This window comes from Aminobacter sp. MSH1 (assembly GCF_003071665.1).
GTDB lineage: Bacteria > Pseudomonadota > Alphaproteobacteria > Rhizobiales > Rhizobiaceae > Aminobacter > Aminobacter niigataensis.
Window position 1 is genome coordinate 251930 of the sequence record NZ_CP026265.1, and the last position, 24553, is coordinate 276482.

Annotated in this window: 23 protein-coding genes; 7 read left to right on the plus strand and 16 right to left on the minus strand. The window is 63.1% G+C overall.

Annotated features, from left to right (window positions below):
* Window positions 1–107 precede the first annotated feature (107 nt).
* Together CO731_RS01275 and CO731_RS01280 are read right to left on the minus strand one after the other, a co-directional pair.
* Window positions 108–548: a Fur family transcriptional regulator gene (locus tag CO731_RS01275; RefSeq protein ID WP_108605606.1), complete on the minus strand. Its 441-nt coding sequence runs from the start codon at window positions 546–548 to the stop codon at window positions 108–110.
* Window positions 549–652: 104 nt separating this feature from the next.
* Window positions 653–1672: a substrate-binding domain-containing protein gene (locus tag CO731_RS01280; RefSeq protein ID WP_108609560.1), complete on the minus strand. Its 1020-nt coding sequence runs from the start codon at window positions 1670–1672 to the stop codon at window positions 653–655.
* A 355-nt stretch (window positions 1673–2027) separates the two neighbouring features.
* On the opposite strand from CO731_RS01280, the gene CO731_RS01285 reads away from it, so the two are divergent.
* From CO731_RS01285 to ugpC, 5 genes are all read left to right on the plus strand, one after another.
* On the plus strand, window positions 2028–3383 hold the full coding sequence (locus tag CO731_RS01285) for an ABC transporter substrate-binding protein (protein WP_108605607.1): 1356 nt from the start codon (window positions 2028–2030) through the stop codon (window positions 3381–3383).
* 121 nt (window positions 3384–3504) lie between these two features.
* Window positions 3505–4521: a sugar ABC transporter permease gene (locus CO731_RS01290; protein WP_108605608.1), complete on the plus strand. Its 1017-nt coding sequence runs from the start codon at window positions 3505–3507 to the stop codon at window positions 4519–4521.
* A 1-nt stretch (window position 4522) separates the two neighbouring features.
* Window positions 4523–5677 carry a carbohydrate ABC transporter permease gene (locus CO731_RS01295; protein ID WP_108605609.1) on the plus strand — a complete coding sequence of 385 codons (1155 nt, stop codon included), beginning with the start codon at window positions 4523–4525 and terminating at the stop codon, window positions 5675–5677.
* Window positions 5678–5681: 4 nt separating this feature from the next.
* A complete protein-coding gene (locus CO731_RS01300) occupies window positions 5682–7346 on the plus strand; it encodes an alpha-amylase family glycosyl hydrolase (RefSeq protein ID WP_108605610.1) in 1665 nt (554 codons plus the stop codon).
* Between the two features lie 30 nt (window positions 7347–7376).
* Window positions 7377–8489: a sn-glycerol-3-phosphate ABC transporter ATP-binding protein UgpC gene (gene ugpC / locus CO731_RS01305; protein WP_108605611.1), complete on the plus strand. Its 1113-nt coding sequence runs from the start codon at window positions 7377–7379 to the stop codon at window positions 8487–8489.
* A gap of 41 nt (window positions 8490–8530) precedes the next feature.
* On the opposite strand, the gene CO731_RS01310 is transcribed toward ugpC, so the two are convergent.
* From CO731_RS01310 to CO731_RS01325, 4 genes are read right to left on the minus strand one after another with little or no spacing between them, the layout of a single operon-like run.
* Window positions 8531–9376, minus strand: a complete 846-nt coding sequence (locus CO731_RS01310) for a metal ABC transporter permease (protein WP_108605612.1) — start codon at window positions 9374–9376, stop codon at window positions 8531–8533.
* Window positions 9373–10233 carry a metal ABC transporter permease gene (locus CO731_RS01315; RefSeq protein WP_108605613.1) on the minus strand — a complete coding sequence of 287 codons (861 nt, stop codon included), beginning with the start codon at window positions 10231–10233 and terminating at the stop codon, window positions 9373–9375. The genes CO731_RS01310 and CO731_RS01315 overlap by 4 nt, the downstream gene beginning before the upstream one ends.
* Window positions 10230–11144 (minus strand): manganese/iron ABC transporter ATP-binding protein, encoded by a 915-nt coding sequence (locus CO731_RS01320; RefSeq protein ID WP_108605614.1) that lies wholly within the window; start codon window positions 11142–11144, stop codon window positions 10230–10232. Before CO731_RS01320 ends, CO731_RS01315 begins: the two co-directional genes overlap by 4 nt.
* Entirely contained in the window at window positions 11141–12013 is an 873-nt protein-coding gene (locus CO731_RS01325) for a metal ABC transporter substrate-binding protein (protein WP_108609561.1), read from the minus strand. The genes CO731_RS01320 and CO731_RS01325 overlap by 4 nt, the downstream gene beginning before the upstream one ends.
* Window positions 12014–12246: 233 nt before the next feature.
* Between CO731_RS01325 and CO731_RS01330 the strand changes: the two genes are divergently transcribed.
* Window positions 12247–12498 (plus strand): DUF2171 domain-containing protein, encoded by a 252-nt coding sequence (locus CO731_RS01330; RefSeq protein WP_245439566.1) that lies wholly within the window; start codon window positions 12247–12249, stop codon window positions 12496–12498.
* 39 nt (window positions 12499–12537) lie between these two features.
* Here the strand turns inward: CO731_RS01330 and CO731_RS01335 are convergent, their stop codons facing one another.
* From CO731_RS01335 to CO731_RS01380, 10 genes are all read right to left on the minus strand, one after another.
* Window positions 12538–13296, minus strand: a complete 759-nt coding sequence (locus tag CO731_RS01335; RefSeq protein WP_108609562.1) for a glycosyltransferase domain-containing protein — start codon at window positions 13294–13296, stop codon at window positions 12538–12540.
* A gap of 200 nt (window positions 13297–13496) precedes the next feature.
* The gene (locus tag CO731_RS01340; protein WP_108605616.1) at window positions 13497–15002 is read right to left on the minus strand and encodes a S8 family serine peptidase; all 1506 of its coding nucleotides are present in this window, start codon (window positions 15000–15002) and stop codon (window positions 13497–13499) included.
* Window positions 14999–15661 (minus strand): anti-sigma factor, encoded by a 663-nt coding sequence (locus CO731_RS01345; protein WP_108605617.1) that lies wholly within the window; start codon window positions 15659–15661, stop codon window positions 14999–15001. Before CO731_RS01345 ends, CO731_RS01340 begins: the two co-directional genes overlap by 4 nt.
* Window positions 15658–16230 carry a sigma-70 family RNA polymerase sigma factor gene (locus CO731_RS01350; protein ID WP_055981680.1) on the minus strand — a complete coding sequence of 191 codons (573 nt, stop codon included), beginning with the start codon at window positions 16228–16230 and terminating at the stop codon, window positions 15658–15660. Before CO731_RS01350 ends, CO731_RS01345 begins: the two co-directional genes overlap by 4 nt.
* A gap of 358 nt (window positions 16231–16588) precedes the next feature.
* The gene (locus CO731_RS01355) at window positions 16589–17344 is read right to left on the minus strand and encodes an ATP-binding cassette domain-containing protein (RefSeq protein WP_108605618.1); all 756 of its coding nucleotides are present in this window, start codon (window positions 17342–17344) and stop codon (window positions 16589–16591) included.
* On the minus strand, window positions 17341–18330 hold the full coding sequence (locus CO731_RS01360; protein ID WP_108605619.1) for an ABC transporter ATP-binding protein: 990 nt from the start codon (window positions 18328–18330) through the stop codon (window positions 17341–17343). Before CO731_RS01360 ends, CO731_RS01355 begins: the two co-directional genes overlap by 4 nt.
* The gene (locus tag CO731_RS01365; RefSeq protein WP_199914532.1) at window positions 18330–19268 is read right to left on the minus strand and encodes an ABC transporter permease; all 939 of its coding nucleotides are present in this window, start codon (window positions 19266–19268) and stop codon (window positions 18330–18332) included. The genes CO731_RS01360 and CO731_RS01365 overlap by 1 nt, the downstream gene beginning before the upstream one ends.
* Window positions 19169–20134 carry an ABC transporter permease gene (locus CO731_RS01370; protein WP_108605621.1) on the minus strand — a complete coding sequence of 322 codons (966 nt, stop codon included), beginning with the start codon at window positions 20132–20134 and terminating at the stop codon, window positions 19169–19171. The genes CO731_RS01365 and CO731_RS01370 overlap by 100 nt, the downstream gene beginning before the upstream one ends.
* A 54-nt stretch (window positions 20135–20188) precedes the next feature.
* Complete coding sequence (locus CO731_RS01375) at window positions 20189–21730, minus strand: ABC transporter substrate-binding protein (RefSeq protein WP_108605622.1); 1542 nt, start codon at window positions 21728–21730, stop codon at window positions 20189–20191.
* Window positions 21731–21750: 20 nt separating this feature from the next.
* Window positions 21751–23775: a CocE/NonD family hydrolase gene (locus tag CO731_RS01380; RefSeq protein ID WP_108605623.1), complete on the minus strand. Its 2025-nt coding sequence runs from the start codon at window positions 23773–23775 to the stop codon at window positions 21751–21753.
* Between the two features lie 76 nt (window positions 23776–23851).
* Between CO731_RS01380 and betI the strand changes: the two genes are divergently transcribed.
* Window positions 23852–24442: a transcriptional regulator BetI gene (betI, locus tag CO731_RS01385; RefSeq protein WP_108605624.1), complete on the plus strand. Its 591-nt coding sequence runs from the start codon at window positions 23852–23854 to the stop codon at window positions 24440–24442.
* The last annotated feature ends 111 nt before the right edge of the window (window positions 24443–24553 follow it).

The window sequence follows — 24553 nt, forward strand, 5'->3', positions numbered from 1 at the left end:
TGGTCCGGGGTGGCGGCATGATTGACCGGGCCCGTGACAAGGTCAACTCGCGCGCGTCCAGGCACCGGCAGAGGCCGATCAACTCGTCGTGCCCTGACCTTACGTCATCAATCCTTGCGGCGGCGGCCGTAGAGCTCGAGCCGGTGATGGACGATGTCGTAGCCGAGCTGGCGAGCGATTTCCTGCTGCAGTTGTTCGATCCTGTCGGACCGGAACTCGATGACATTGCCGGTTTCGATGTCGATCAGGTGGTCGTGGTGATCGCCGCCGGCCTGCTCGAAGCGCGACGGCCCGCCCTCGAAGGCATGGCGGTGGATGGCACCCATCTCCTCCAGCAGCTTCATCGTCCGGTAGACCGTGGACAGGGAGATGCTCTTGTCGATGGTTTCGGCGCGGCGGAAAATCTCGAGCGCGTCGGGATGGTCCTCGGTCTCGCCCAGTATGCCCAGGATGATCTTGCGCGGCCGGGTGATGCGGATGCCCGCCTTGCGCAACGCCTTCTCATAGTCGGGCTTCTTGGAAACGGGCTTGGCTGCGGTTTTCATCATGGCGCGACTATGTGCCAGATGACACCCAGTTGCAAAAGATTATGTACGCGTTCATCCCCAGATGAACGGCCACAACGGCAGCCCCGTTGTGGAAACAGCGCCCGCTATCGCGCGCCCGCGATCGAACCGCGCACCACGAGATCGACCGGCCAGACCTCGCCGCGGGCACCGTCCTCCAGCCCCGAGATGCGGGCGGCGAGCCGCTCGGCGACACGGGCGCCGGCGGCGCGAATGGAGGAGCGCGTAGTCGTCAGGGGCACCGAAAAATGCTCGGGCTTCAGCCAGGGAAAGACGTCGTCATGGCTGACCAGCGACAGGTCGCCGGGCAGCGACAAATTGAGGTCGCGCGCCGCCCTGACCACGCCCAGCGCCATGATCAGGCTGGAGCAGACGATAGCCGTCGGCGCGTCGGACGCTTCGAGCAGGCTGCGGGCGGCGCGATAGCCGTTCTCCTCGATCATGACCTCGGAGCGAATGTGCCTGAGATCAAGCGCCAGTCCGCTTTCCAACAGCGCCCGCCTGACGCCGCGCTCGCGGAAGATGGCAAAGGTTTGGGTGTCGTCGCCGTTGATCAGGGCAATGCGCTTGTGGCCGAGTTGGACCAGCAGCCGCGTCGCGTCGTGAAAGGCGCCTTCATTGTCGATGTCGATGTAGGGATAGTCGAAGTCCAGCCCCTCGCTGCGGCCATGAACGATGAACTGGACGCCAAGCTGGTGGGCGAGCGCAATGCGGCTGTCGGCGGCGCGAGGCGCCGAGATGTAGAGCGCGTCGACCTGCTTGTTGGCGACGATGCGCCGGTAGGTCGTCTCCTCGTCCTGGGCATCGGCCGGGCTCAGCACCAGGTCAAGCTCGTGGCCGCGGGCGTAGTCGCCAAGGCCCGACAGGAACTCGACGAAATGCGGATCGATGTCGACGGCGGCGCCCGTCGGCATGACGTAGCCGATCATGCCGGCCTTGCCGGTCGCCAGCCGGCGCGCGCTGGGGTTGGGCCGGTAGCCATGGCGCTTGGCCGCCTCCATCACGCGGCGGCGCGTTTCCTCGTTGACCTCGGGATAGCCGTTGAGCGCACGGCTCACCGTCGTCTGCGAAAGCTGGAGCATGGTCGAAAGTTGCTTGAGGTTCACCTCGGCCCCGATTCCCAAAGCGCTTTAGATACAGCCTGGTCCGATCGCCGAACCAAGTAGCCGTGTCGCGCCGGCAAGACTAGGCCCTCAGGTGCTTGGTTTGAAGCAGAATTTACTGCTGCGACGCCCAAAAAGCATGCTGCACCGCACATGCAAGGCAAATTTAAATCGATTAGTTCGGCCGCGCTCTTGACTCTTTTCGATTCCGGTGGCGTGATGAAGCTAGCCAAAGCGCTTTGAAATGCCGTTGTGCGGTGTAGTTGCAGCTCGCGCAAGTCTGAGGCACAGTCGGGGCGGTGCAGGCGGACGGAATGGAGGTTCCGTCCGGAGTTTTCGATCCACTGGGAGGAAGACCATGAGGAAGTCCCTGTTACTGGGCGTGGCGCTGGCCGCCATTGCCCTGAGCGCGCCCGCCTCGGCGGAGCTGAAGTTCAAGCCGGGCGAGGACGCCCGTTTCACCTGGGCCAATTTCGAAGAACTCAAGAAGGTCGACCTGAAGGGCGAGACGCTCTCGATCTTCGGGCCGTGGCGCGGCGAAGACGAAGCCCTGGCCCGCTCGGTGCTCGAATATTTCAGCGAGGCCACCGGCGCCACCATCAACTACTCGTCGTCCGAGAACTACGAGCAGCAGATCGTCATCGACACGCAGGCTGGCAGCCCGCCCAACATCGCCATCCTGCCGCAGCCCGGCCTGATCCAGGACCTGGCGTCGAAGGGCCTGCTCACCGCCCTGGACGAGGGCACCGCCAACTTCGTCAAGGAGAATTACGGCGCCGGCCAGTCCTGGGTCGATCTCGGCACCTACAAGGACAAGGACGGCAAGCCCGGCTTCTACGGCTTCCCGTTCAAGGCCGACCTGAAGTCGCTGGTCTGGTACGTGCCGGAAAATTTCGAGGAAGCCGGCTATGAAGTGCCCAAGACCTGGGAAGAGATGCAGGCCCTGACTGACAAGATCGTCGCCGATGGCGGCGTACCGTGGTGCATCGGCCTGGGCTCGGGCGGCGCCACCGGCTGGCCGGCGACCGATTGGGTCGAAGACATCATGCTGCGCACCCAGGCGCCCGACGTCTACGACAAGTGGACCCGGAACGAGATTCCGTTCAACGATCCGGCCGTGGTCGGCGCGCTCGACATCTTCGCCAAGATCGCCACCAACGACAAATATGTCGACGGGGGCAAGGCGGCGGTCGCCGCAACCGACTTCCGCGACAGCCCGAAGGGCCTCTTTGCGGTGCCGCCGAAGTGCTACCTGCACCGCCAGGCGTCGTTCATCTCGTCCTTCTTCCCTGAAGGCACCAAGCTCGGCGAGGATGCCGACTTCTTCTACCTGCCGCCGATGGCCGCCAAGCCAGAGCTCGGCAATCCGGTGCTCGGCGGCGGAACGCTGTTCACCATCGCCAAGGACTCCAAGGCCGCGCGCGCCTTCATCGACTTCCTGAAGATGCCGCTGGCCCACGAGGTCTGGATGGCCCAATCGGGCTTCCTGACCCCGCTCAAGACGGCGAACAAGGAAGCCTATGGCAACGAAGCGCTGAAGAAGCAGGGTGACATCCTGGTCAACGCCTCGACCTTCCGCTTCGACGGTTCCGACCTGATGCCGGGCAAGATCGGCGCCGGCGCCTTCTGGACCGGCATGATCGACCTCGTCGGCGGCAAGCCTGCGGCCGATGTCGCCGCCGACATCCAGAAGAGCTGGGACGCGATCAAGTAGCGCGCGCCCCGCGGACGTCCATGCGAGTTGCGATCCGGGCCTGTTGGCCCGGGTCCGGACGCCCCGGCTTTTCCATTCGTAATTCTGAGCGATGTCAGCCTGATCCCAGGGGGATGATCCCATGACGGCACAGATACTTTCGGCCATTTTCACAATCATCATCGGCGTCGGCGGCTGCGTCGTCTACTACTGGGGCGCCAACAAGATCCTCGACGCGGTCTTTCCTTCGCGCGGCGTCTCGGGTGCTGCCGCTGTCGACAATCTGCGCCGCCAGGGCCTGATCCGGCCGTGGCTGTTCGTCGGCCCGGCGATGCTGATCGTCACCGTCTATCTCGTCTACCCGGTGATCGAAACGCTGAGGCTCTCCGTCATGGACCGCACCGGCCAGAATTTCGTCGGCCTCGCCAATTACAGCTGGGCCTTCGGCGACCGCGAATTTCGAAATTCAATCTTCAACAACCTGCTGTGGCTCGCGGTCGTGCCGGCCGCCTGCACTTTCTTCGGCCTGATCATCGCGGTGCTCACCGACAAGATCTGGTGGGGCAACATCGCCAAGAGCCTGGTGTTCCTACCGCTCGCCATCTCGTTCGTCGGCGCCAGCGTTATCTGGAAATTCGTCTACGAATACCGCGCCGAAGGCCAGACCCAGATCGGCATCCTGAACGCGGCCGTGCAGTATCTCGGCGGCAATCCGCAGGTGTGGATCTCGACGCCGTTCTGGAACAACTTCTTCCTGATGGTGATCCTGATCTGGATCCAGACCGGCTTTGCCATGGTCATCCTGTCTTCGGCCCTGCGCGGCATCCCGGAGGAAACAATCGAGGCCGCCGTCATCGATGGCGCCAACCCGTTCCAGATCTTCTGGAAAATCATGGTGCCGCAGATATGGGGCACCATCGCGGTGGTCTGGACCACCATCACCATCCTCGTGCTCAAGGTCTTCGACATCGTGCTGACGATGACCAACGGCCAGTGGAACAGCCAGGTCCTGGCCAACCTGATGTTCGACTGGATGTTCCGCGGCGGCGGGGACTTCGGCCGGGGTGCTGCGATCGCCGTCATCATCATGCTCGCGGTCGTGCCGATCATGATCTGGAACATCCGCCAGGCCAATCGCGAAGGCGGGGGAGGACACTGACATGGCCAGCGCAAGCGGAAAGTCCTTTTTCGGCCGCTTCGGCGTCCATATCGCAGTGCTTGTCTTCGTCGCCATCTGGACCATCCCGACGCTCGGCATCCTGGTCAGCTCGCTGCGCGACAAGGACCAGCTCATCGTCTCCGGCTGGTGGACAGCACTTTCGACCTCGTCGCAGACCGAGGCCGGACGCCTGCCGGGTGCTTCGGCCCAGATCGAAAAGGATGGCAAGTTCGTCATCGAGGGCAACATCTTCGGTGACGGTCCGGCGCGCAACATCAGCGCCTTCGGCACCAAGGCGCAGCAGCCTACACAATACGAAGCCGGCACGGTTGCCGATCTCGGCGAAGGCGTTTCGCTTCAGCTCAACGCCGACGGCTCCTTCGTGCTGCAATCGCCCAAGGCCTTCGAGGGTGACCGCGGCCAGCGCGTCTACTACGCGTCGTCGGCGCCGCCGCGCTTCACCACCGACAACTACCAGACGGTGCTGTTCTCGGAGGGTATCGGCCGCTCCTTCATCAACTCGCTGACGGTCACCATTCCCGCGACCATCATCCCGATCCTGATCGCGGCCTATGCCGCCTATGCGCTGGCCTGGATGCGATTTCCAGGCCGCGCGCTGCTGATCGCCGTCATCATCGGCCTGCTTGTCGTGCCGCTGCAGATGTCGCTCATCCCACTGCTCAAGCTCTACAACGGTGTCGGGCTGTTCTTCGGCGTGCCGGCCAAGACCTATCTCGGCATATGGTTGGCGCATACAGGCTTCGGCCTGCCCTTCGCCATCTACCTGTTGCGCAGCTACATCGCCGGCCTGCCGCGCGAGATCATGGAGTCGGCCCGCATCGACGGCGCCAGCGACTTCGAGATCTTCGTCAAGATCGTGCTACCGCTGTCCTTCCCGGTGCTCGCCTCCTTCGCCATCTTCCAGTTCCTGTGGGTCTGGAACGACCTTCTGGTGGCGATGGTGTTCCTGGGCTCCGGCTCCGACCAGTTGGTGCTGACCGGCAAGCTCAACGCCCTGCTCGGCTCGCGCGGCGGCGACTGGGAAATCCTCACCACCTCGGCCTTCGTCACCATCATCGTGCCGCTGATCGTGTTCTTCTCGCTCCAACGTTATTTCGTCCGCGGGCTGCTCGCGGGCTCAGTCAAGGGAGGCTAGCTCCATGCAGGCCGCAATGCGCAAGATCGAAAACCCCGCTCCCGCTGCGGATCGCGACTGGTGGCGGGGGGCCGTGATCTACCAGATCTACCCTCGCAGCTTCCAGGACTCCAACGGCGACGGCATCGGCGACTTGAAGGGCATCATCTCGCGGCTGCCGCACATCGCCGACCTCGGCGCGGACGCCGTATGGATCTCGCCCTTCTTCAAGTCGCCGATGAAGGATTTCGGCTACGATATCTCGGATTATCTCGACATCGACCCGATGTTCGGCACGCTGGCCGACTTTGACGCGATGATCGCGGAAGCGCACCGGCTCGACCTCAAGGTGATGATCGACGGCGTCATCTCGCACACCTCCGACCTGCATCCCTGGTTCAAAGAAAGCCGGGCGAGCCGCGACAACGCCAAGGCAGACTGGTACGTCTGGGCCGACGCCAAGCCAGACGGCAGCCCGCCCAACAACTGGCTGTCGATCTTCGGCGGCTCGGCCTGGCAGTGGGACACCAGGCGCATGCAGTATTACCTGCACAACTTCCTGTCCGAGCAGCCCGACCTCAACTTCCACAACCGCGACGTCCAGGACGCGCTGCTCGACGTCACCCGCTTCTGGCTCGACCGCGGCGTCGACGGCTTCCGCCTCGACACCATCAACTTCTACTTCCACTCGGCCGGGCTGGAGGACAATCCAGCGCTGCCGCCGGAGGAGCGCAACGACCAGACCGCACCGGCGGTGAACCCCTACAATTTCCAGGACCACATCTACGACAAGAGCCGGCCGGAGAACCTTGAATTCCTCGCCCGCTTCCGCGCCGTGCTCGACGAGTACCCTGCCGCAGCGGCGGTTGGCGAGGTCGGCGATTCCCAGCGCGGTCTTGAGGTCGTCGCGTCCTACACCGCTGGCGGCGACAAGGTGCAAATGTGCTACGCCTTCGACTTCCTGGCGCCGGAGAAGATCTCTGCCGCCAAGGTGCGCACGGTGCTCGAGGATTTCGGCAAGGCGGCCCGCGACGGCTGGTCATGCTGGGCCTTCTCCAACCACGACGTCGTCCGCCACGCCTCGCGCTGGGGCATGGGCGAGGCCAACCGCACCGCCTATCTCAAGGTCGTCTCGGCGCTGCTGATGTCGCTGCGCGGTTCGGTCTGCATCTACCAGGGCGAAGAGCTCGGCCTGACTGAAGCCAGCCTCGCCTTCGAGGACCTGCAGGACCCCTATGGCATCCGCTTCTGGCCGGAGTTCAAGGGCCGCGACGGCTGTCGCACGCCGATGGTATGGAACAAGGACGCCGCCAATGGAGGATTCTCCAAGGCCAAGCCGTGGCTGCCGGTGCCGGCAGACCATCTAGCCAAGGCGGTCGATACGCAGGAAGGCGACGCGGCCTCGCTACTCGAACATTACCGCCGGTTTCTCTCGTTCCGCCGGTCGCATCCCGCACTTGCCAAGGGCGACATCTCGTTCCTCGATGCGCAAGGCGACACGGTCGCCTTCAGCCGCCGCGAGGGCAACGAGGAGATCGTCTGCGTCTTCAATCTCGGCAGCGCACCGGCCACGGTCGATCTCGGAGGCAGGGGCCTGCAGCCTTTGGCGGGACACGGACTTGATGGAAAGGCAGACACCGGCGCAGTCCGGCTCGGCGGCTACGGCGCCTGGTTCGGGCGCTTCGCCTGACCGACGCTGACAGAAATCTGGGAGGAAACCATGGCCGATCTAACGCTCAGGGACGTCAAGAAATCATACGGCAATCTGCACATTCTCCACGGCATCGATCTCGACATCAAATCGGGTGAGTTCATCGTCTTCGTCGGCCCCTCGGGCTGCGGAAAGTCGACGCTGCTGCGCTCTATCGCCGGGCTCGAGGAGATCACCGGCGGCACGCTGGAGATCGCCGGCGAGAAGGTCAACGACATCCCGCCATCCAAGCGCGGCATCGCCATGGTGTTCCAGTCCTACGCGCTCTACCCGCACATGACCGTCTACGACAACATGGCCTTCGGCATGAAGATCGCCAAGGAAAGCAAGGCCGAGATCGACAAGCGGGTGCGCGCCGCCGCCGAGATCCTGCAGCTGACCAAGTATCTCGACCGGCTGCCCAAGGCGATGTCCGGCGGCCAGCGCCAGCGCGTCGCGATCGGCCGTGCCATCGTGCGCAACCCCAAGGTCTTCCTGTTCGACGAACCGCTGTCGAACCTCGACGCGGCGCTGCGCGTCGCCACCCGCATCGAGATCGCCAAGCTCAAGGAGTCGATGCCCAACACGACGATGATCTATGTCACCCACGACCAGGTCGAGGCGATGACGCTGGCCGACCGTATCGTCGTGCTCAAGGACGGACGCATCGAGCAGGTCGGCACGCCGATGGAACTCTACAAGCACCCCGGCAATCTGTTTGTCGCCCAGTTCATCGGCTCGCCGGCGATGAACATCGTTGGCGGCACCATCGAGCGGGCCGGTGAGACCAGCCTGGTCAGCCATGTCGGCGGCCACAAGACCCCGGTGCCGGTGGCGACACCTACTGATGCCCAAGGCAGGGCAGTGAGCTTCGGCGTGCGGCCCGAGGACCTCTATGTCGCGACCGGCGACGACTACCTGTTCGAGGGGCTCGTCGACTATGTCGAGCAGCTCGGCGAGGTCCAGCTCGTCTATGTCGACATCGGCCGGGCCGACCAGCCGCTGGTGGCCAAGCTTCCGGGCAATGTCGAGGTCAAGCGCGGTGCGAAGATCCGGCTCGCCGCCAGCCCCGACGAGTTGCATATCTTCGACAGCGAAGGCCATTCGTTTGCCCGCCGCAGATTGGCGGCCGCAGCCGCGTGACGCTCTTCACCCTCCCCCTTGTGGGGAGGGTGAAGGATGGCTCAATCCGCCACCACCACCTGTCGCTCCCGAAGCGCTGTCCGGCGCCTCGAGATGAAGAAGGCGACGACGAAGGTCAGGCTCATCAGCAGCACGATTGTCGGTGCCGGCGCGCTGTCGATGAAGAAGCTGAGGTAGACGCCTGCGAACGAGCACGCTACCGCCACCAGCACCGACACCATGAGCATGCGCTCGAAGCGGTCGGTGAGCAGATAGGCAATTGCGCCCGGCGCGATCAGCATGGCGATCGCGATGATGATGCCGACAGCTTTCAGCGCACCGACGATGGTCAGCGACAGCACGGTCAACAGCCCGTAATGCAGCAGCCTGACCGGCAGGCCGATGGCCTGCGCATGCTGCGGGTCGAAGGCGTGCAGCAGCAGGTCGCGGCGGAAGATGCCGATGGCCCCGGTAGCGATCAGAGCGATCACCGCGGTCTGGCCGACATCGGACCAACTGACGCCCAGCATGTCGCCGAACAAGATGTGGTCGAGATGCACGTCGGTCTGGATCTTGGTGTAGAGCACGATGCCGAGCCCGAACATCCCGGAAAAGACGATGCCCATGACCGTGTCTTCCTTGACCCGGCTGTTCTGCTTGAGATAGCCGGTCGCCAGGGCACAGGTCATGCCGGCGGCGAAGGCGCCGATGGCAAGCGGGATGCCGGCGATATAGGCGAGCACGACGCCGGGCAGCACGGCATGGCTGATGGCATCGCCCATCAGCGACCAGCCCTTGAGCACCAGGAAGCACGACAGCAGCGCCATAGGCACCGCCACCAGCAGCGAGATGGCGAACGCCTGCTGCATGAACGGAAAGGCGAAGGGGAGCGCGAGGGTTTCGATCATGCTCCCGCCTCCAGTTCGACCCGCGCCCGCCGCCGCGCGGCCAGCAGCCCGTGCTTCGGCGCGAAGACAAACGCGATCAGGAAGATCAGCGTCTGGGCCACCACGATGATGCCGCCGGTGGCGCCGTCGAGGAAATAGCTGGCATAGGCGCCGACGAAGCTGGTGATCGAGCCGATCGCCACGCTGATCATGATGAGCCGGGGAAAGCGGTCGGTGAGAAGATAGGCGGTCGCCCCCGGCGTCACCACCATGGCGATGACCAGGAAAGCACCCACCGTCTGCAGTGCCGCCACCGTCGAGGCCGACAGCAGCATGAAGAACAGCACCTTGAGCATGTCGGGGTTGAGCCCGATCGAGCGCGCATGGTTCTCGTCGAAGAAAGCGACCATCAGGTCCTTCCACTTGGCGAGCAGGATGGCCAGCGAAATGCCGCCGATCAGCGCCAACTGAAGCGTGTCCGCCGGCGTCACCGCCAGGATGTTGCCGAGCACGATGGTCTGGATGTTCACCGAGGCCGGCGACAGCGAGATCATGAACAGGCCGAGCCCGAAGAACGAGGTGAAGATCAGCCCGATGATGGCGTCTTCCCTGAGCTTGGTCCGCTGGTTGAGGAACAGCATGGCGCCGGCCGCAAGCCCGCCCGAAAGGAAGGCGCCAAGCGCAAACGGCAGGCCGAGCATGTAGGCGCCGGCAACGCCCGGCACGATCGAATGCGAGAGCGCGTCGCCGATCAGCGACCAGCCCTTGAGCATCAGATAGGCCGAGAGGAAGGCGCAGACCCCGCCGACCAGCGCCGACACCCACATCGCGTTCAGCATGTAGCCATAGCCGAACGGCTCGCTGAGCATGGCGATCATTTCTTGGGCCCGCTTTTCTTGGCCGCAGCGTCGTTGCCGTTGCCGTCGCCATAGATGACGAAGGGGCGCTCGTCGTCGGTCAGCACTGTCACCTGACGCTTGTCGGCGGCGTCCTGGTGTAGCTCGGCGCCGCCCAGGATGAACTGGCGCAACACGCCGCCAAAGGCCTTTTCGAGATTGGCCTTGGTGAAGGTTTCGGCCGTCAGCCCGGAGGCGAGAACGGTGCGGTTGACCAGAACGGCGCGGTCGCAGAAGCGCGGCACGGAGCCCAGGTTGTGCGTCGACACCAGCATCACCCGGCCTTCGTCGCGCAAGCCCTGCAAAAGCGTGATGATCGCTTCTTCGGTGCGCACGTCGACGCCGGTGAAGGGCTCGTCGAGCAGGATCAGCTCGCCCTCCTGCGCCAACGCGCGCGCCAGGAAGACGCGCTTCTTCTGCCCGCCCGAGAGCTCGCCGATCTGGCGCTTGCGGAAGTCGGCCATGCCGACGCGTTCAAGCGCCGCGTCCACCGCCTCGCGGTCGATCGTGCGAGTCATGCGCAGGAAATTCATGTGGCCGTAGCGGCCCATCATCACCACGTCTTCGACCAGCACCGGAAAGTTCCAGTCGACATCCTCGCTTTGCGGCACATAAGCGACGAGGTTTTTCTTGAGCGCCTCGCGGGCCGGCTGGCCCAGGATCGAAACGCTGCCGGTGGCAAGCGGCACGAAGCCCATGATCGACTTGAACAGGGTCGACTTGCCGCTGCCGTTGACGCCAACAAGCGCCGTGATGGTGCCGCGCGGAATGGAAAAGGAGGCGTTGCGCAGGGCCGTGTGCCCGTTGCGGTAGGTGACCGAGATGTTGTCGACGCTGAGGCCGTCGCCGGCCTGTGCCTGGGCCGCGGGGCGCCCCTTCAGCGGAACGTTCATTGGGAAAGCCCCTTGACGATGGTCTGGGTGGTGACGCTGAGCAGGTCGAGATAGGTCGGCACCGGGCCGCCTTCGTCGCTCAGCGAGTCGACATAGAGCACGCCGCCATACTTGGCGCCCGTTTCCCGCGCGACCTGCTCGGCCGGCTTGGACGACACCGTGCTTTCGCTGAACATGGCCGGAATGCTGTTGGCCTTGACGAGGTCGATCACCTTGCGCACCTGCTGGGGCGTACCTTGCTGGTCGGCATTGATCGGCCAAAGATAGACCTCCTTCAAGCCGAAATCGCGGGCGAGATAGGAAAACGCGCCTTCGCTGGTGGCGAGCCAACGGCGCTCGGCGGGGATGGTCTCGATGGCCTTGTGGATCGGTGCGACCGTTGCCTTGATCTTCTCCGAATAGGCGGCCGCGTTCCTGGCATAGACCTCGGCATTGGCAGGATCCTTCTCGGCGAAGGCCTTGCGGATGTTCTCGACATAGATGAGCGCCGCCTCGGGCGACATCCAGGCATGCGGGTTGGGCTTGCCGGTGTAGGGGCCTTCGGCGATGCCCATCGGGCTTACGCCATCGGAGACGACGGCCTGCGCCACGCCATCAAGGTTTTCAAAGAACTTTTCGAACCACAGTTCGAGGTTCAGCCCGTTCCACAGCACGAGATCGGCCTTCTGGGCGCGCAGGATGTCGCCCGGCGTCGGCTGGTAGTTGTGGATCTCGGCGTTCGGCTTGGTGATCGATTCCACCTCGGCTGCGTCGCCGGCGACGTTGCGGGCGATGTCGGCGATCACCGTGAAGGTGGTCACCACCTTCATCTTGCCGCCGGCTTCGCTGTCCTGGGAGCAGGCCGATAGCCCGAGCATGGCCGCGAGCATGGCGATGGCGGCGAAGGTGGTGCGTAGCGCTGTCATGGAAATCCCGTTCGAGAATACGCGCCCGATGGGCGGCAGATACGATGCCTTACCTAGTGGCAGCCGCGTCACCTGTCAATGCAATTGCAAATCGTTTGCAATAAGAAATGCGAATTCCGCTGCGACGGCGTCGGGCCTTGCATCCAATCGAGGCTGAGCGCGTTTTCGTTTGCCAATCCCAGACAAGGAGAACGGTCGTGTCAGCCAGCACAGCAATTCGCGAGCATATGGAAGTCATCGGCGCCGACGGCGTGCATATCGGCACCGTCGACAAGGTCGAGAACGGGCGCATCAAGCTCACGAAAAAGGACAGCGGCGAAGGCAGCCATCGCGGCCACCATCACTACATCTCCATGGCACTCGTTGCGGAGACCGAGGGCAACAAGGTGCGGCTGTCGGCCAATGCCGATGTCGCGGTGACATTCGAAGAGGAAGGCAAGGCGGAGTAGGTCTCCGTATCGACTAGCTGGTCGAAGTTTGGGGAGCGCCTAGTTCCAGCGCCGGCCCTCTGCAAATCCTGCTTCGATGTAGTGTTTTCTTGGGTTCATGCCTGCGGCTGCAACGTCAGGGTTCAATTTTAGATAGACTTCGTCGCGAAACCCACGAGGCAGCCGATGGCCGCTTATGCGTGGCCAGTCAAATAGTTCATTTTCATGTGGCGTGCCCGTGAGATAGGCAGGTTGGAACCTGTGCCGCCAGGCAACGACGTTGAACGAGAGCTGGTCACGATATGACCATCTTTTCACCTCGGCAGCCCAGCTCTCCATTACGGTAACGAGGGCCGCATTGTTATGTCGTCTTAGCATTATCGTCGCCGTAATGAGCCCCGCGCCGACCGGATACCCGAGGGCGCGATAATGATCCATTTGCGCGGCGATCGTGGAAGGATCGTCCAGACCCAAGGCGGTCACAACCTCAGCCTCGTCGTACACGCAGCTTCGCTCGGGGTGGCGGAAGCACAGCATCGGCTCTGGAGTTGCATCCAGCAGTTGGAAAAAGCCCTCGGCGGGGACTTTTGGCTCGACAGTATTGTCGAAATACAAGCTCGCCGCGTAACCGCCGACAAAGCGATGCGGTAGAAGCTTCACCATTTTGGATGTTCGAACCGGGCCAAGCTTGCGCGAGTCGACGTATTTGAACTGCCACAGACTGGATTTCAAAGACCGGTCATCAGTGAAGCAAATGAAGTCGGTCTTGCCATCCCGCTTGAAATATCTATCGGCAAATGTCTCCGAATAGCCAAACATGCAGGTGTATACCGCCCGCCGTCGTGCCTTCCCTCGAAATCGCAATAGAGTGTCGAAGAACCTATCCACGGTTTTTGGCCAACGCGCTGCTTCACTAAACTTGTTGAGGACGCAACCGGTTGGAAGCCGTCGTTACGACGCCGCTCGGTCCAACTTGCTCACCAGAACTCTATGTTCCGCTGTGACGGACGGTGCCGGCCCTACTCCTTCACGGCCTCGGCAGCCTTGGTGTTGATTAGGCCAAAACCGAAATCGGTGTCGCGGCCCTTGTCGCCGAGATCGGTGGCGGTGGCGGCGAGTGCCTTTTCGATCGATTCTGCAGAGCGGCCTGGCTCGTTGTGCAACAAATTGGCAATCGCGCCGCTGACCACCGCTGCGGCAAACGAGGTGCCCGTCACCAGGTCCGTGCCGCCGCCGACCGGGGCCATGACGTCGACGCCGGGGGCAGAGATGTAGACGTAGGGCCCGCGATTGGCCTGCTTCATCAACGCGTCCTTGGCATCGGTGGCCGTTACCGCGATGACGCCCTTGTAGGCGGCGGGGTAGCCATAGGGCGCGCCGGGGCCATTGTTGCCGGCGGCAGCGACGAGGATCATGCCGCGGGCGCGGGCGCCGCGGCTGGCCTGCTCCAGCAATGCGTTCTTGGGCCCGACGAAGCTCATATTGACGATCTGGACATTCTGCTCGGCTGCCCAGTCGAGCGCGTTGAGAATGATTTCCATGTTCGACTTGCCGCCTTCGAAGGCGCGGGCATGGAAGATCTTCGAGCCCGGCGCCATGCCCTTGAACGGTCCCGTGCCGGCGATCAGGCCGGCGACCGAGGTGGCGTGGTCGCGTGCGGTGACCGTCACCCCCGGCATGGCGTCGAAACTGCCGGCGACGACGCCCTTCAGCGCGGGGTGAGTGTCGTCGATGGCGGTGTCGATGACCGCTATGCTGACGTTCTCGCCATTGGCGGCGGCCTCGTCGAGCGCGATGCGCTGGAAGGCGAAATTGGGCCCTGCCGCCGCCTGCTGCAGTTCGTAGATGTGGTTGGGTTCGCGTGTCGTGGTGCGGCCATCGCCGGCAAGCTGCGCAAGCACCGTACCGACCGGGCGACCGTCGGGAATGCCGTAGCGGACAAGGCTGGTGCCGAGCAGGGCCGACAGACGCTGCGAGCGGATTTCCAGGCCATAGGCGGCAGCGACAGCTTGCGCGACCGGCGCGCCGCCATCGACGGTGACCAGCACTTCGTCGGGCACGAAGGCACCCGAGATCGCGCGCGGCGGCGCGGTAATCGCGGTTCCGGGTGGTGGCACATCAGGCGGCGGCGGTGTCGGCTGACCACCACCCGCCTGCGCGCCGCCACCTGACGGATCCGGGCTTGCGGCGGCCGGGTCGCGGAGCGGATTGGGCGTCGGCACCGGCGTCGCTGGCTGCCCCCCGGATGCGACACCGGGAAAGTCGCCGGGATTGGGAAAAAGGTCGACCAGCAGTTCGGGCAGGCCGACCGCCCGGGGCGGGATTTCGCCGCCGGAACCCGGACCGCCCGGCGTCGGCTGCGCGCCGGGTTGCAGGCAGTCAGCAGCCGTCGCCGCCGTCGCTCGGCTGAGGCAGTCGAGCTGCTGCGGCGTCAGGCTGGGATCGTTGGTCTGGGCGAATGCAGGCGTGGCGGCGAACAATGTCGCCGCCAGCATCAACCCTACAACTCGCCTCGGCAGCGTCATCCCGCAGGCTTCCTTCCCGCTGTCACCGTATCGGCAAAGGGTGCCGCCGCGATCAGGCCGACGATGCGATCGTAGTCGGCGACAGTTTCGGCAGGAATGGCGATGCGGAAGACGCCGCTGGCCGTCGGGCCATCGATGATCGCCGCACCGTTGTCGCCGAGCAGCGCGGCAATGTCGGCCATCCTGGCGTCAGGCTTGAAGGTGACCAGCGCGAAAGGCAGCTTCGACTGCTCCGCGCCGGTGCCGGCGACCTGGATGTCGGAACCGGTGCCCGAAGGCGCCACCACGCCCTGCACGACGATGAAGGCCAGCAATGCTGCCGCCGCGGCCCAGGCGACGCCCACGGGCACGCCCATGAACCGCTCCCAGGCACGCGCCAGCAGCGACTGCGCCTGCGGCTCGCGGACCGGCCCGGCCTCGGCATCGAGCAGCCTGGAGAAGCGGCTCAGCGCATCGGCCGGCGGGCGGATCGCCTCATTGGACGCCATCGTGCCTGAGAATTCGGCCTCGGCTGCCTCCAGCGCTGCGGGCGCGGCCGGATCGCTGGCGAGCCAGTCCTCGACGGTCGCCAGTTCGGCACCTTCCAGGGTGCCGTTCAGGTAGAACGGCAGCAGCGTTTCGATCTCGTCGCGGCGGGACATCTCTTCGGCAGCGCTCATGGCCAGCCCCTGTCGTATCCGGCGGCCTTCAGGGCTTCGCCGAGCTTCTTGCGGGCATAGAACATCCGCGTCTTCACCGTCGCCACCGGAATGTCGAGCACCTCGCCGATCTCGGTCACCGACTTGCCGTGATAATAGGCGAGGTCGATGACGGTGCGGTGCTCCTCGGCCAGCGCGTCGACGAAACGGCGCAGGGCGGCGCCCTTGTCCAGCTTCATCGTTACCACTTCCGGCGTATCCGAGCCGTCGGGCACTGCGGCGGCATCGTCGTCGTCGAGCCAGTCTTCCTTGCGCTTGCGCAGCGACGACAGCGCCTTGAAGCGGGCGATGCCGAGCAGCCAGGTCGAGACTTCCGAACGGCCTTCGAACTGCGGCGCCTTGCGCCACAACTCCAGAAACACTTCATTGGCAACGTCATCCGCCATGGCTTCCGACCCCGTCTGGCGCGCCACGAAACGGTAGACCCGTGCGTGGTGGCGCGTGAACAGGAGCCGCAAAGCGGCGCGGTCGCCGTTTGCGACGCGGCTCACGAGATCACGATCGGACATCGGGTCTGATGCGATGTTCATGGCCGGTGCAACCGCCGGGCTCCTGTCTGCTTGGTCGTTGTTGGCCGCAAAAAGGTTCACCGGAATGTTTCGGATGAGGGAAAGCTAGCCGAACTTCCCCGACATGGCCAGTCCGGCGCAGGGAGCGGCAGCATCCCCGGCCGTGGCACGGCCCAATACGGCTCTGTCTGTCCGATAGGGTCGGCCGAGAAGCGGGCATTTGGTACGCCCACTTGGCCAGTCCGAGCGCAAAGCACAGCTCCCGATCATACCAAAAAGCTGGCTTGCCCGACAGGATTCACGCTGACGTTGCCCCCAAACTTTTATCCAGCCTGAAGGAGACTCGGGGCGGCTGGTGTTGCCCATGTGGGGAAATTTCTTATTCGACGCGCAGGCGCGGCCAGGCTGAAAGAAGCTCGCGCGTGTAAGCGTCTCGTGGCGATTGAAACATCGAGGCTACATCGCCGCTCTCGACCGCTTTTCCAGCACACATCACGACAGCGTTTTCAGCGATCAACCGAACAACAGCCAGATTGTGACTGATGACGACAAGCGTCATGTTTTCCGACTGCCTGATGTCCTGCAAGAGATTGAGCAAGTCGCCCTGAACGGAGACGTCCAGGCCGGCGGTCGGCTCATCGGCGATCAGGATGGACGGTTTCATGAGCAGCGCACGCGCGATGGCCACCCGCCGAGCCTGACCGCCGCTGATCTCGTGAGGGTATTTGTCGAGGATGCCTTTCGGCAGGCCAAGCCGGTTCAAGATGACGCCAAGGCGCTCGTATGTCACCGCCAGCGGTTCGTTCAAGACCGTGGCGACTTCGCCCATCAGCGTGCGGATGCGACTGCGCGGGGAAAGGGATGCCGCCGGGTCCTGGAAGATCGGCTGCAAGACACGCGCCCTCTTCTTCAGCGCGGCGCGGCTATGCGACAGCGGCATGCCCAGAATGCAGACATCGCCCTGGTCGAGCTTCTGCAACCCGAGAATGGCCCGCATCAGCGTCGTCTTGCCGGAACCGGACTCGCCGACAATGCCGAAACACGTGCCTTGCGGAATGGCGAGGGATACATCGTCGAGAGCGATGGTCTGGCCAAAACGCAATCTCGCCTTGCTGATCGAGATGGCATCCATCATGAGCCCGCCAGCAAGAGACAGCGCGCGCCGTGGTCCGCTCCGTCACCGACCGCAAATTCGTCCGGAACAGTCGTCGCGCACGCCTCGAACGAGACATCGCAGCGGCCGTTGAAGATGCAACCGGATGGACGCCGGAACGGGTCAGGCAATTCCCCGGGAATGACGGTAAAGCGGTTTTCGGTGACGTTGACGGCGCGCTGGCGATCGATTGCGACCTCGCAGTCAAAGAGCATGCGCGTGTAGGGATGACCGGGCTGCTGCTGGACTTGCTTGACCGTGCCGTTCTCCAGCCGTTCGCCGGCATAAAGTACCGATATGCGGTCGCAATATTCGGTCACCAGCCCTAGACTGTGAGTGATCAGAAGCACCCCGCAGCCTATGCGATCGCGCAGGCTGACGATCTCGCGCATGATCTGCGCTTCGACCGTGACGTCGAGCGCCGTCGTCGGCTCGTCGGCGATCAGCAGCACCGGCTCGGACAGAAGCGCCATGGCGATCACCACGCGCTGGCGCATGCCACCGGACAATTCGTGAGGGTACTGGCCCATCCGCCGCTTCGGGTCGCTCAGCTTGACCTTTGCCAGCGCCTCCTCGGCCATGGCGACATGTGTCTTGCGGTCACCACCCGGCAACCGCCGGCGAAGGACTTCGCAGAGCTGTGTGCCGACGGTGAACACCGGATTGAGCGACAGCATCGGATCCTGAAAGATCATCGCCATGCCGCGTCCCCGCAGTGGAGCCGTGGCGTCGCGCTGTGTCAGGTCATAGCTCCGGCCGCCGATGGTAGCGGTGCCTGACGTAACCTTTGCATTGTTGGCGAGCAGGCCCATCAATGCGAATGCGACGGTCGATTTTCCGCTGCCGGATTCGCCAACGAGACCGAGTATCTCGCCTTTGCCGATCTCCAGCGAGATGTCGCGCAGTGCATGCGCGGTAACATGGGACAGATTATAGTCGACCGACAGATTGCGCACCGAGATCGCCATCAGCGCGCTCCGGTCGTTTTGGGGTCGATCACCCGCCGCAGTGCTTCCCCGAGGAGGGTTGCGCCGAGCGTTGCGATCGCCAGGACCAGCGAGGCCGCGATGATGGGCCACCAGGATTGGTTGATCGACACGAAGCCATCCTTGATCAACGTGCCGAGCGAGGATTTCGGCGGTTGCACGCCGAAGCCGAGGAACGAGAGCGATGCTTCGAAGGCGATGACGACGGGCAGGTTCATGCTGGCCAGCACGATGATGGGACCGGCCACATTGGGCAAATAGTGCCGAGCCACGATGGTGGCGGGGTGAACGGCCAGCATGCGCTCGGCCTCGATGAAGCTCAGGCTCCGCAGGCTTTGCGCCCGCGCCCGCGCCATCCGGCCAAACTGCGGGATGAAGACGACTGTGACCAGGAGCACAAATGTGATTGGTCCCTTGCCGTAGAGGGCGATGAGGGCGAATGCCAGGATGAGCGGCGGAAATGCGTTGACGATGTCGAAGACACCGGTAATCACCCGGTCGATCCGAGGACCGGCAACAGCCGCTACGACGCCGATCAGCGATCCGACGACCGAGGAGATGACGACGATCATCGCTGCCAGCGCGAGCGCATAGCGTGTGCCGGCGGATGTGCGCGCAACAAGATCGCGCCCCAGGTTGTCGGTTCCCAAAAGATGCGCCGCTCCCGGTGGCGCAAAGCGGGCTTTCACATCGATGAGATTGGGGTCGGGACTGACCAGTGGCCCGACGATCGCGAATATGAGAATGACGAGCGTAAAAACGAGGCCGAGCCTGCCATCGCGCTCCGAACAGATGCGTTTCAGTGTCGCGAAAGACCCCATCACCCGCGACCCGCCGCAATGCGAGGGTCGAGCAGTGCGTTGATCATGTCGACCACCAGATTGGCGATGATGTAAAAGGTGACGATGAACACCACGCAAGCCTGCACAATCGGATAATTACGCTGCGCGATGGAGTTGAAGATCAGGCTTCCGATGCCAGGACGGGCGAAGATGATCTCCACCACAACCGAACTGCCGATCAATTCGCCCAGGCCTATGCCGAGGATCGACACGATCGGCACCAGCGCGAGCTTCAGGGAATACAATCCGACGATGCGGTATTCCGACACGCCGTAGGCGCGGAGGGTCCGCACGTGAAGTTCCGCCAGGGTGTCGAGCAAGGAAGCGCGGACAAGCCGCGAGATGTAGCCGATCCAGCCAAGTGCCAGTGCCACGCTCGGCAGGATCAAATGCCGTAGTTGGTCGAACGTGTCGCCCGGTTCTCCGGCCCCCGCCACGGGCAACCAATGCAGGCCGATGGCGAAGACGAGAAAGAGGGCGACCGACACCACGAGAGTAGGTGTCGTGATGAAGGAAATGGACAGCAGGGCCAGGCCGCTATCCAGCCACGAACCCGGCTTCAGCGCCGCGATCACGCCGATCGGAATGCCGACGAGCAACGCCAGCGCCAGCGCGCTGAAGGCCAGCGCCAAGGTGTTGGGGATCACATCCATCACGATATCGAGGATCGGCCGATTCGATACGACATCGACGCCGAAATCGCCGGTGGCGATGCGGCTGAAGAACAGCCAGAGCTGCTCCGGGATGCTACGGTCGAGGCCCATGGCCTGCGTGATTTGAACGCGAAGCTCAGGCGTCGCCCGCGGACCAAGCATCACGGAAGCGAAGTCTCCCGGGACAAGACGCATCATCAGGAACAGTAGAAGGGTGGCGCCGGCAATGGTCAGCACGACCGACACGAGGCGCGATGCGATGAACGCGGCCGTCCGCTGCGCTTTGATCATCTGTTTCCCCTCCCCCAAGGTTCCCCGGCTTGATCGACCTACATCATTGTTGGCTCACGCTCTGTCGAAGTACTCGAACTGCCAGTCCTTGCCATTCGGCAGGAGCATCGGCGTTAGCCACGACGCATCGACAAAGAAATTCCGGCCATGGGTGATCCAGATGCAGGACGCGGATTCGTCGAGCAGCTTCTGCATTTCGATATAGATTGCCTCTCGCTGTGCCTTCTCTAGCGTTTCCACGCCTTGCTGGTGCAGCTTGTCAAACTCGGGACTGTTCCAGTGTTGCCAATTCCACAGACCGACCTGGCTGCCAAGGAACCATTGTGTCTGGAAGCTCGGATCGAATTTGGAGGTGTAGGGTATGAGCGTGAGTTCGAGATCCTTGCTGGCATTGTCGGCGCCAAGCGCCCAATAGGCGCCGGAATCCATCGGGTTGATGTTGAGCGTGATGCCGACTTCGGCAAGATTGGCTTGGGCGATCTGGGCCACGGCAAGCGAGGTGGCGTCGTTGAGGCAGGTGAAGCTGAAGGTCAGGCCGGTCAGGCCGGTTTCGGCCAGCAGCGCCTGCGCTTTTTCGAGATCCCGGTTGTAGAGCGGTGCATCGGCCCAGTTGCCGAGCAGGCCTGGAGCCAGAAGCGTCTTGGCGCGCGAGGTGGCGCCGGCATAGGCGCCTTCAATGATTGCATCGACGTCGATCGCCCAGCGGATCGCCTGGCGCACCTTGACATCGGCCAGGGCACCTTTTTGGACGTTGATGCCGATCCAGGTGTAGTCGACGCCGGCAATGTCGATCACTTCGGTGTCCGGCAGCGCCTTCGCAGTGTCGAGCTGGTCGGCGTCGAAGGCCGTGAAATCCAGTTCCTTCGCCTGATAGGCCAGGAAGGAGGTCCTGCGTTCGGGAATGATCTTGCCGGTGATTTCCCCGACGCGAGCCTTGAAAGGACCCTTGTAGTCGGGATTTGCGGCAAGCAGGAACTGCTCCTTGGGGCGCCAGTCCTTGAGCAGCAGCGGCCCCGAACCGATGAGGGTCGTGGCGATCTTGTCGCCCAGCTGTTCGCAGGCCTTCTTGGACAGGATTGCCCCGGAAGCGTCGCAGATACCGATCAACCAAAGCGCCGCGGAGCGGTGCTTGAGGATGAGCTTGCCGGTGTATTTTCCCGTGATTTCGACCGACTTCAGAGCCTCCATGTCGTCGGCGTAGGCAAGTTTCTTGCCGTTGTCGCCATTGATGAAGCGATCGAACGAGTACTTCACGTCTTCGGCGGTCATCTCGCCGAAATCACCGGTGAACATTTGGCCTGCGTTGAGCTCGAATTCGAACTCGGTATCGGAAATCTGTCGTATCTCCTTTGCCGCATCGTTGGACCAGCTGAGCTTGCCCGGTTCGAACCGCACCAGTGTCTGGCAAACCGAACGGATGATGTTGCCCTCGGTCGTGCCGACGCGATTGCCCGGGTCGAGGCTGCCGATATCCGCATCCACGGCGATGACCGGGTTCAGTCGGTCGCCTGCGGCTCGCGCAAACCCGGCAAAAGGCAGAAGTGCCGTTGCGGATGAAGCTAGAAGGAAAGTTCTACGATCAAGTTTCACGCTCATGCTGTTCCCCCCTTTATTTGTTACATGCAGTCGCGCGGAATGACCTCGTCATATCTCCGTTCTGCAAATATCTGCCCGCGCTCATAAGCCTTGACCCAGCCGCCGATGTAAAAATTGGCGAGGTCGCAGCTGATGGTGATTTCGCAATCCAGACGCGCGTTCCAATCAGGCCGGGTGAATTCTTCATGGCAGGTCACCTGTGTGACGCAGCTGGCCGGGTCATTGTCATCGATGCCATAGACCTTGCGGCGCCAGGCGGTGATTTCCGTGCCCGTTTCCTCGATGACGAACCGGCCGTCATCAGACAGCACCGTCAGTTCGGTTCGCTCGGTAGGCAGGTCTGTCGTGAGCGAGCGCAACTGGCGTGCCGGCTCCTTGACCGTCACCGCACCGGGCTCGGCCCAGGCAGCCTCCTCGAACTGGACAGGCACAAGGCCATCTTCGGTATTCAGAATGGGCAGGTCGAGCTGGCAACCCTGGCAATCAATGGTCAGCGTCGTGCGCTGCGGCGACGGCCAGGCCATCGGCCAATAGGACGACGAAATCGCCACCCGCAGCCTATGTCCCACCGGGATCGTTTGCGCTATCGGCTTGAACGAAAGCTCGACATCTTCGAATTGACCGGGGGTCACAGGTGCCGGGAACTCATGACTTTTCCGGTGCGTGAGATTGAGCAGGGCAAAGGTCAGGAAGGCGGAGGTGCCATCGGGCGCCACATCGTTCAGCCTGACGCAAACCTGCGCCTGCGGCTTGTCGGCGGCAACGCGCAGCTTTATTTTCGTCACTCCGGCAAGCGGCAGCTCCGCACTCAGCACGTGGGTGTCAAAGCACAACGACCCGCCGTCGTCGGTCCGCTGGTCGCGCGCGCCTTCCGCGGCAATCCTGCCCTGGCCATAGGGGCACCATTCCTGCCCTTGCACACCGGTGGTGAGTGGCGAGGAAATGGCAGGTTTCGCGCCGCCTGCATCCGGTGTTTCGCTGAGATGGCAACCGGCGTTCAACCACAATTGCTTGCGAACGATCTGTCTTGCCGGCCATTGCGGGAATCCCAGCCAACGGCCCGATCTGGCACCCATATGCGAGTGGGGTTTCGCGTAGTCCATCAGGTACAGGCGCATGTCCGGGTCGCGCTCGGCGCCGTTTTCGATGCCCTTCAGCCAGTGATCGAACCAGCGGATGCATTCCTGGAGATAGCCGATGGCTGGGTCAGGGACCCCGCCATGGGGCTCGGTATGGCCCCACGGCCCACAAAGCCCCTTCGCCGGCGCTTCAAGGTTCTCGACAAGATTGAAGATCGCCTGCGTATAACCATCGAGGTAGCCACCGACCGCCAGCACGGCGCATTCGATCGAAGAGTAATCCTCGCAGACCGAGCCTTGCTTCCAGAAAGCATCGCGACGCTGGTGGTTCAGCCATTGGGCGGCGTGGTTCTTGTGGTCCTCGAGGCGATGTTTCCACATTTCACGCCAGCGCTCTTCGCCGACAACGGCAGGGTCCGGCGGCAGCGCCGCGTAGCTGAACAAGGCGCCGCCCCAGCCGAAATTGTCGTTGATCAGCAGGCCGCCATTGTAATGGGCGTCACAGGCATAACGGTCATCCGTCGAGCATGCGGTGACGATCGCCTTCAATTGCGGCGGCTTCCTCGCGGCGACCTGGAGGCCGCTGAATCCGCCCCAGCTGATGCCGATCATGCCGGCGACGCCCGTACACCATGGCTGGGCACAAAGATGGGCCAGGATTTCCAGTCCGTCATCCTGCTCGCGCTTGACGTATTCGTCCTCCAGCAAGCCGTCGGAATCGCCGGTTCCGGAAATATCGACGCGGGCACAGGCGTAGCCGTGGGCGGCAAAGAACAGGTGTATTTCGTCGTCGCCCTTACGCGTGCCGTCGCGGCGGCGATACGGTATGTATTCCAGGATCAGAGGGACAGGATTGTCTTCAGCACCTTCGGGGAGGAACAGCCGTGCGGCGAGCTTGCGGCCATCGGCCAAAGGAATCCAATGGGTTTCGACTGTTTTTACCCCGGAAATGACGACGGCTGGCATGTGAACTCCGGCTTGGATTAAATGAACGTATAATATATTGAATGAGCAATCAATATATTATCGGAAGGTAGTGTAAATGGCAAGGCGATCAATCAAGGCGATGCGCCGTGATGAGCTGATGGATGCGGCGATCGCAGTCATCGGTGAGGAAGGATTGGCCGGAGCGACGATGGCCAGCATTGCTGGCCGCGCCGGCATGTCGGCCGGCCTGGTCAACCACTATTTCGACAGCAAGGAAGAGCTGATGGCGCTGGCGATGCGCAATCTCTCGAACCTGTTTCGTCAGGACATCATGAGGGTGGCGCCTGCTGATCCCACGCCAGCGCAGCGGCTGCGCGCGATCGTCGACGGTTCGTTCGCACCGCAACACCTGGGTGCCCCGAAGCGAGCGGCGACATGGATGCAGTTCATGATCGCGTCCCAGACGGAACCGCGCATCAAGCACCTGTATCAACTGACGGGTGCCCGTTTCGTGTCGAACATCCGCTATGCCGTCAGACGGCTGGTTCCGCCGGAACAGGTGGACGATACGGTCCACGGTATCGCCGCGATGATCGACGGGTTTTTCTGGCAGATCGCGAGCGACTATGAGGAGGCAGATCTGGAGCGAAGCCGCAGAATCTGCTGGCGTTACATCTGCCTGCTCATTCCTGCAGTGGAGGAATGAGCAATCGGTTCGGTGAATTTCGATGCCCGACTGCCGCTTGTTGCCCGCGACCATTCCAGCGCGTTACCGGCGCAAAGCCTGTCCTCCTCACCTGCACATGAAACTTGCTTG

Bases quoted from the DNA above. Each gene is read 5' to 3' on its own strand.
- CO731_RS01275 (WP_108605606.1), bottom strand. From the start codon at position 548: ATGATGAAAACCGCAGCCAAGCCCGTTTCCAAGAAGCCCGACTATGAG.
- CO731_RS01285 (WP_108605607.1), top strand. From the start codon at position 2,028: ATGAGGAAGTCCCTGTTACTGGGCGTGGCGCTGGCCGCCATTGCCCTG.
- CO731_RS01290 (WP_108605608.1), top strand. From the start codon at position 3,505: ATGACGGCACAGATACTTTCGGCCATTTTCACAATCATCATCGGCGTC.
- CO731_RS01295 (WP_108605609.1), top strand. From the start codon at position 4,523: ATGGCCAGCGCAAGCGGAAAGTCCTTTTTCGGCCGCTTCGGCGTCCAT.
- CO731_RS01300 (WP_108605610.1), top strand. From the start codon at position 5,682: ATGCAGGCCGCAATGCGCAAGATCGAAAACCCCGCTCCCGCTGCGGAT.
- ugpC (WP_108605611.1), top strand. From the start codon at position 7,377: ATGGCCGATCTAACGCTCAGGGACGTCAAGAAATCATACGGCAATCTG.
- CO731_RS01310 (WP_108605612.1), bottom strand. From the start codon at position 9,376: ATGATCGAAACCCTCGCGCTCCCCTTCGCCTTTCCGTTCATGCAGCAG.
- CO731_RS01315 (WP_108605613.1), bottom strand. From the start codon at position 10,233: ATGATCGCCATGCTCAGCGAGCCGTTCGGCTATGGCTACATGCTGAAC.
- CO731_RS01320 (WP_108605614.1), bottom strand. From the start codon at position 11,144: ATGAACGTTCCGCTGAAGGGGCGCCCCGCGGCCCAGGCACAGGCCGGC.
- CO731_RS01325 (WP_108609561.1), bottom strand. From the start codon at position 12,013: ATGCTCGCGGCCATGCTCGGGCTATCGGCCTGCTCCCAGGACAGCGAA.
- CO731_RS01335 (WP_108609562.1), bottom strand. From the start codon at position 13,296: ATGTTTGGCTATTCGGAGACATTTGCCGATAGATATTTCAAGCGGGAT.
- CO731_RS01340 (WP_108605616.1), bottom strand. From the start codon at position 15,002: ATGACGCTGCCGAGGCGAGTTGTAGGGTTGATGCTGGCGGCGACATTG.
- CO731_RS01345 (WP_108605617.1), bottom strand. From the start codon at position 15,661: ATGAGCGCTGCCGAAGAGATGTCCCGCCGCGACGAGATCGAAACGCTG.
- CO731_RS01350 (WP_055981680.1), bottom strand. From the start codon at position 16,230: ATGAACATCGCATCAGACCCGATGTCCGATCGTGATCTCGTGAGCCGC.
- CO731_RS01355 (WP_108605618.1), bottom strand. From the start codon at position 17,344: ATGATGGATGCCATCTCGATCAGCAAGGCGAGATTGCGTTTTGGCCAG.
- CO731_RS01360 (WP_108605619.1), bottom strand. From the start codon at position 18,330: ATGGCGATCTCGGTGCGCAATCTGTCGGTCGACTATAATCTGTCCCAT.
- CO731_RS01370 (WP_108605621.1), bottom strand. From the start codon at position 20,134: ATGATCAAAGCGCAGCGGACGGCCGCGTTCATCGCATCGCGCCTCGTG.
- CO731_RS01375 (WP_108605622.1), bottom strand. From the start codon at position 21,730: ATGAGCGTGAAACTTGATCGTAGAACTTTCCTTCTAGCTTCATCCGCA.
- CO731_RS01380 (WP_108605623.1), bottom strand. From the start codon at position 23,775: ATGCCAGCCGTCGTCATTTCCGGGGTAAAAACAGTCGAAACCCATTGG.
- betI (WP_108605624.1), top strand. From the start codon at position 23,852: ATGGCAAGGCGATCAATCAAGGCGATGCGCCGTGATGAGCTGATGGAT.